Origin of the sequence: Stomatobaculum longum, assembly GCA_000242235.1 — a bacterium.
GTDB classification, from domain to species: domain Bacteria; phylum Bacillota; class Clostridia; order Lachnospirales; family Lachnospiraceae; genus Moryella; species Moryella longum.
This window is the reverse complement of the sequence record JH590863.1, coordinates 457,237-463,730: the sequence shown is the minus strand read 5'-3', so window position 1 is coordinate 463,730 and position 6,494 is coordinate 457,237. Positions and strand designations below refer to the sequence as shown.

Below are 6,494 nucleotides of genomic sequence, written 5' to 3'. Positions count from 1 at the left end.
CGACGGAGGATCACCCCCGCGTGTGCGGGGAAAACATGCTAAGGGTAGACAAAAGAGAGGCGCGCCGGGGATCACCCCCGCGTGTGCGGGGAAAACGCTTTCAAGATTCTAAGCTGATTAGCCGGAGCAGGATCACCCCCGCGTGTGCGGGGAAAACTCCCCTCGTTAATAGCACTTTCTAATGTAGAAAGGATCACCCCCGCGTGTGCGGGGAAAACCGCGGCTTTATAAAATTAGGAACTGACAAAATAGGATCACCCCCGCGTGTGCGGGGAAAACTCATATTTGCAAATACTGTCGTTGTATTATCCAGGATCACCCCCGCGTGTGCGGGGAAAACGGCTTACCCGCTCTTTTTAGTATCTCATCTTTAGGATCACCCCCGCGTGTGCGGGGAAAACTGTTGCGGCAAATAAACTTAAGGAACTTAAGGGGGATCACCCCCGCGTGTGCGGGGAAAACCCCTAGTATTGCAACGCAAAAAGCTATTAGTGAGGATCACCCCCGCGTGTGCGGGGAAAACAGATGGGGGCAATGAAAGCAGTTGAATCTCTGAGGATCACCCCCGCGTGTGCGGGGAAAACGAAATGCTATTGACGGCAAAGCTGATGATACTAGGATCACCCCCGCGTGTGCGGGGAAAACACGAGGCCAGTCAGAAGGTTATGACCTGGATAAGGATCACCCCCGCGTGTGCGGGGAAAACCGGAGGTGTTGCCTTCCGCCGTCGTGATCCTGAGGATCACCCCCGCGTGTGCGGGGAAAACGAAGATAACTATAAGGGCTTTAATTATCGGTTGGGATCACCCCCGCGTGTGCGGGGAAAACTTATATTGTAGATTTCCTTGTATATAAGCATGAGGATCACCCCCGCGTGTGCGGGGAAAACTTTCACTAACTATACGACTACTTACGATAGCTAGGATCACCCCCGCGTGTGCGGGGAAAACGCAGAATGGCCTGCATGCTGAAATCCTGGAGGAGGATCACCCCCGCGTGTGCGGGGAAAACGAACTTAAGGGTTTTATCTGTGAACGCGATTCAGGATCACCCCCGCGTGTGCGGGGAAAACTTTGATGAAACTGGCGCAATGTCTGAAGGGCAGGGATCACCCCCGCGTGTGCGGGGAAAACCTCTTCAATCAATGCAAGCTGTTCACAAACCTGGGATCACCCCCGCGTGTGCGGGGAAAACGTCGAATTTTATGAGAACTTAAAGCCGGATGAGGGATCACCCCCGCGTGTGCGGGGAAAACTCCAGTGCTTTCTCAAAATCCTTCTTGTTCATAGGATCACCCCCGCGTGTGCGGGGAAAACACCACATTCACAATCGCATTTTCCCATTTCATAGGATCACCCCCGCGTGTGCGGGGAAAACTTAGAATATTTACTAATGATATATCTTTTTTAAGGATCACCCCCGCGTGTGCGGGGAAAACCTATAGTCTCATTCAATCATCAGAACTCATAGAGGATCACCCCCGCGTGTGCGGGGAAAACACTTCGGAAATGGCGTATTTCCGTGGTTGATCCTAGTCCTCAGCCTCGATCCGCTTTAACTTCTCGTAGAGCTGATGCGTCAAGCGGCAGTCAGCGAGCGCCCTATGCGGCTCCAGTATAGCAAAATGAAAGTACTTTGATAAGGTCAAGAGTTTGTAATCTTCCACCTCATCTACTTTTTGCCTTGCAAGATTCAGCGTGTCGGTAATGTGAGGATGCCCCGACAAGATATCGTTTTGCTTGCAAGCCTGCTGCAGGAAGCGCCAATCAAAACTCGCATTGTGACTCACAATGCGAGTATCTCCGATGAACTCCAGCAGCTCTTTAAGCACCTGTGCAATCGGTTTTCCTTCGTTTTTTAGCTTATCCGATGTGATTCCGGTCAATTCAACAATTGTCTCCGGTACAGCATCGCAGTAAATCAAGCTACTGTAACAGGAAACTTCTCGTCCTTCCTCTACTCGGATAGCCGCAACTTCAATCATCCGGTCATGTGCTATATTTAGGCCAGTCGTCTCTACATCCAGGACTACATACTCGGCTGTACTCCGTTTGCGTGCCTGATGCTTCTGAATTCGCTGCACCTGATAGAACTTCTCCGCACGGCTCATCGCGGCCTTTTCTGTCTCAACTTGTTCGGAATTCTTTTCTCGTTTTTTTATCCCGGGCTTTCTCACCAGCTTGATGCCGTCGTAATCTACCGGAAGCCAACTGGTATTATGAATTGCAAAGTCTAGTTTCTGCTCTCCGTTGCTGCTGTAAACCATGGTCGCTCTGCCATCTTTGAGGTGCTCACAAATGCGTCCCCAAAGTTCATCGCGTACGCGTGCACTGAGATTCCCAACATAAACGCCTGTCGAAATTTCAAGCAACCATTTAGACAAATCCCCTCGCACCTTGGGGGGACAATCGGTAAGTGTAATCACTATCATGGTGTATCACCCATCCGATATGAGGTGGCGTTTGGAACAGTATCTCTTATGTTATCCCAAAGGTAAACCACACTCTCTTCTTCTCCCGCTTCCTCCTCATCTGCAAGCAAATAGTGCAAATCTCGTATCATTCGCTCTAAAATGTGCTGCTCTACCATCGCATCACGAGTCTTCCTTCTAACATAAGCGGGCAAGTCCGGCAAGTCTTGCGACGCCGCTTCAAATGCGATAGGGATAGTCACCTCGGCTTTGTAAAGGTCTGCAATATCATATACAAATGAGAGTTCATGTCCGACATGGACAAAACCGAGTCCCGGGGAACACCCCAAAGCAACAATGACTGCATGCGCAAGACCGTAAAGACATACATGCCCTGCACTGAGTGCTTGATTCACCGCATTGCTCTCAAAGAAATCCTCTGGATTGTATTCTCTGCCGGACCACGAAACGTCGTATTGCTTGGATAGCTTGCGGTATATTTCCCGCACACGACTGCCCTCACGTCCGCGGAGTTGCTGTAACGTTAACTTGCTTACATCTTCGGAAGGGAAACGCATTGCATACATCTTTCGAACGACAGCCAAATGTAACCGCTGATTACTAACCAACTTGGCTTGTTGCAACAAAAGACCTGCTCGCTTGGTGAGCGGGCGTCCGCTTGCATAATAGCGGACACCGTGCTCTCCAACCCAAATGACAGTAACGCCGACGTCTCCGATTAATTCCATCGCACGGTGGGTAATGCTGCTGCCCGGTCCCAACATCAGTACCGATATGGCTGCCGCCGGAATATCTACCGTACCGTCATCGTCCATAACTTCAATCGCACTGTCACGTCGATTCAGCTTGCAGCGTTCCAGATACAGAAAGGTCATTCGATCTTTGACCTGTGGCAACTGTTGTAATTCCGGGCGTATGATGCCTGGAATCTCCTTCATCTTTCACCTCAGGGCAGACGCATAATGGTGAGCAATCCCATGCCGTAAGCTCTTCCTCTGCCCATACCGCGGCATAGAAGCTCTTTAAACTTTTCGACATCCGTTACAGTTAAAATGCCTTCGTAACTCACTTCACGCAGAGAAACAGACTTGTCCTTTTCTTCCCGTTTATGGAAAATGTGCCAACTGTTTCCGACAGCGCGAAAGCCTCCTTCTTCCAGCATAAACCCATTCTTTTCAGCTCGTTTCTTGAGCCAACTCTCTTGCTGCTCTGCGCCCACACAAGCTCTTACCTCACCGCGTTGCCCTGTGCTTGCACGAGAAATGCTCTGCGTTGGATTCGCGACTAGGCGAAAACGCCACCGGCTCTGCTTGGTGATACGCGCTAAGAGAGGCTCATAATCTCTCGTCAAACAGCCTTCTTTCGGATTCCCGTATTCATGTACCGCAGCCTCCAAGTTTGGCTTTTCTTCGCTGAGTACAAGGAGATAGAGCCTACCTCCAAGAGAATCCAAGCGCCAGAGTCTCCGCTCTCTGCCTCCTGCAAAGGCACTTTCCACCATCCCGTGGATTTTACTGCGGGAGCTGAGGAGTCTCCTTGTGCTTCTTTTGTCTGTATCTAATTCCATTCTTGTCAGATACATATCCTCCCTCCTTTCACAGTTCTGCCATGGCATCGTGTTCTTCTGCCGATTCTTCGGTATTCACATCATCCCGAAGCCAGATTTCCTTTGCACGCCGATAACCGAATTCTCGTTTCATCGGATTAAAAGAAATCGGCAAATCCTGTACAACAGCACCTTCTTGTTCCGCCACGCCACAGTCTAAGCGAATGTAGCGATGACTCTGCTGTATGCTCTTCGAATCTTTATTTTGATTCTCTTCTTCCCGTAATGCAATCTCTAACACATCCTCTCGAATACCGAGCACCAAAGGGAGAGTAGGCGGACAAGAACGTCTTCCAAGGAAAAGCGGAAAGCAGGGATTCCGTAGCGCGCTCTCTATCTTTTCCAAGAAACTTCGATCTTCCGATTCCAATCCGACTAAAAAAATTGCGTCGGAAAGATAATAACGATAGGTGAGATATGAAGTTTTCTCAGCCTTTGCCATATGAAAATCCTTTATGACTTCACCGTTTCGATCGACACGAACGCCAAAGCGAAGTGCTGATAGTTCCGATAAATCTGCATCTCGTCTAAGTCCCAATGCTGCCGCCAACAGACCAATCACTCCACTCTTCGAGGGCTCACGGTTGGTACGTCTTACCTCAAATTTTGAATCGGTTCCCCACGCCTGCAGCGGTGCAGCGAGGCGCAGTAACAAGGTACTCATTCCGCCTCCCCTGCTTTATCCAAAAGTTCACGAACACAATTCTCCAGAGTCTCCAGATTCTCTTTCACCGATTTGGTAACGCAAAGTCTCTCGATGCCTTCGCCGGTTCCCAATGCATAGGTCGGAATTTCAACAAAGTTTCGGTAACTCTTCTCTGCGTATTCCTGAATCCGCTCAATAGACGCTTTGCTATATCCGTTGCGGCTCATGACTGCCTCTTCAAAGGCACCGCTGAAATTCACCGGCTGATCCTCACGAATCGTGATATAAACTGCATCCGGGACAGTACGATTGGCGAACGTATTCTGCTTTCCGGTCGGCATCGCATAGATAAATGCCTCTGCAAAAACTCTGACAATCTGCTCCGGATTCTTTACCCACTTCTTCAACTCTGACACGTTGACCGTTGCATAGCGATACAAAGTCGAAGAATTGAACTCAACCGTTCCAAGATGTCCGGCTCCAGCATTGTCCTCCGGCGCGAGATCATCCACTGCCGTAAAGTAATCATACTCACTGTGTACCGCATGGGTCGAAATACTGTGCGCAACCTGAGAAGCTGCATCATAATTCAGCGAAGGATCTGCAGCAACCATGCGTCCGAACAGCGCAATTTCAAATCCGGGAATATCTTTCAACGCCTTCTTAAAAGACTCTTTTTCTTCACAACCATCCACTGCAAGCTGTGCCAATGCCTGGATTTGTGCACTGCTGATAAAAAATAACGCGTCTAACTCTGCCTTCTTGCCTTTTTTCTCATCGATCTTGACCTTGAGGCCTGCTTTCGTCAAAGCATCAATTGCCAGCTTCTCACCGTTCAGACCAGAATTTAACTTCTGTATCTCCTCTGCCAACAATCCAACCACTCTCTTGCTTCTCTTAGAGAGCTCCTCCTCCGTCATTACCTCCTTGAAGTACTCGCGCATTGCATGCTTCCATGCCTGAGATGAAACTCTCGCTCGCGTGGTTCCACCGTAAATAGCGGTCTTCGGACTACCAGTATCATCGCGGTTGATGCAGCTCGGCGGAACCGTCTGAATCACATGCAAGTCCACAAACAATCTATTCTTATCCATATCTTTATCCTTTCCGGTCTTGATGACCTCTCCTAGATTAAAATCTGCTCTTCCCCACAGCAAATCCCTACGCTTTACTCTTTCGATCCGGTTCCTGCCTCATCTTCATCCTTCTCACGATAGGATAGTTCCCTGTAAAAATCACGCCCCCATTTAAGCCGCACATTGTCAAGACGATTCAAGTCCTGATACTCGTACAAATCTCTTGCTAATGCCGCATAGTCCAACGGAATGCTCTCGCGCTTGCAAAGCTGAATAATATTTCGTAAATGCCAACTGAACTCCGTCAAGTCTGCCGAAGTGACAACCACATTGAAACGCCGAATGACTGCCTCTTCATTCCCATTCGATTTTCGTGCCAACTGCCCGACTGCGCGTCCCAAAGTATTGTTTTCCAGATACATGAACTCACTGTGAAGATCTTTTCCCTGCTGATGCAATGCGTATAGCGTCAGTGCCGTATAAACTGCCTTCTCTGCTCGACTGGGGTCATTCCCTCTTCCTTCCAGTTCCTCCGGCAATCCATCGAATAATAAATCCCAGAGCTCCGGTACCGCTCCCGGCTGCTCACCGATACCGCGCCGCATCTTTGCAAGCTTTGCACGAACCTCAGCATCTCTCGGATTCCGTTGTAACTGCAATAGCTTGGACTTTACAAATCCGGAGATAAGACTCGCCTTACTTAGTACCTTATGTTTTTCTTCCATGCACGCCTCC

6 protein-coding genes and 1 CRISPR repeat array are annotated in these 6,494 nt (G+C 49.4%); all 6 genes read right to left on the bottom strand.

What is annotated here, in order from left to right:
- Positions 1-6: 6 nt before the first annotated feature.
- A CRISPR array of direct repeats spans positions 7-1,499; the repeat unit is 29 nt; unit sequence AGGATCACCCCCGCGTGTGCGGGGAAAAC.
- A gap of 32 nt (positions 1,500-1,531) precedes the next feature.
- A complete protein-coding gene (cas2e, locus tag HMPREF9623_RS07960; RefSeq protein WP_009533386.1) occupies positions 1,532-2,431 on the bottom strand; it encodes a type I-E CRISPR-associated endoribonuclease Cas2e in 900 nt (299 codons plus the stop codon).
- Positions 2,428-3,369, bottom strand: coding sequence for a type I-E CRISPR-associated endonuclease Cas1e (gene cas1e, locus HMPREF9623_RS07955; protein WP_009533385.1), 942 nt, complete (start codon positions 3,367-3,369; stop codon positions 2,428-2,430). Before cas1e ends, cas2e begins: the two co-directional genes overlap by 4 nt.
- 8 nt (positions 3,370-3,377) lie before the next feature.
- On the bottom strand, positions 3,378-4,013 hold the full coding sequence (cas6e, locus tag HMPREF9623_RS07950; RefSeq protein WP_009533384.1) for a type I-E CRISPR-associated protein Cas6/Cse3/CasE: 636 nt from the start codon (positions 4,011-4,013) through the stop codon (positions 3,378-3,380).
- 13 nt (positions 4,014-4,026) lie between these two features.
- The gene (gene cas5e / locus HMPREF9623_RS07945; protein ID WP_009533383.1) at positions 4,027-4,701 is read right to left on the bottom strand and encodes a type I-E CRISPR-associated protein Cas5/CasD; all 675 of its coding nucleotides are present in this window, start codon (positions 4,699-4,701) and stop codon (positions 4,027-4,029) included.
- Positions 4,698-5,777, bottom strand: coding sequence for a type I-E CRISPR-associated protein Cas7/Cse4/CasC (gene cas7e, locus HMPREF9623_RS07940; RefSeq protein WP_009533382.1), 1,080 nt, complete (start codon positions 5,775-5,777; stop codon positions 4,698-4,700). Before cas7e ends, cas5e begins: the two co-directional genes overlap by 4 nt.
- 74 nt (positions 5,778-5,851) lie before the next feature.
- A complete protein-coding gene (gene casB / locus HMPREF9623_RS07935) occupies positions 5,852-6,484 on the bottom strand; it encodes a type I-E CRISPR-associated protein Cse2/CasB (protein ID WP_009533381.1) in 633 nt (210 codons plus the stop codon).
- Positions 6,485-6,494: the final 10 nt, after the last annotated feature.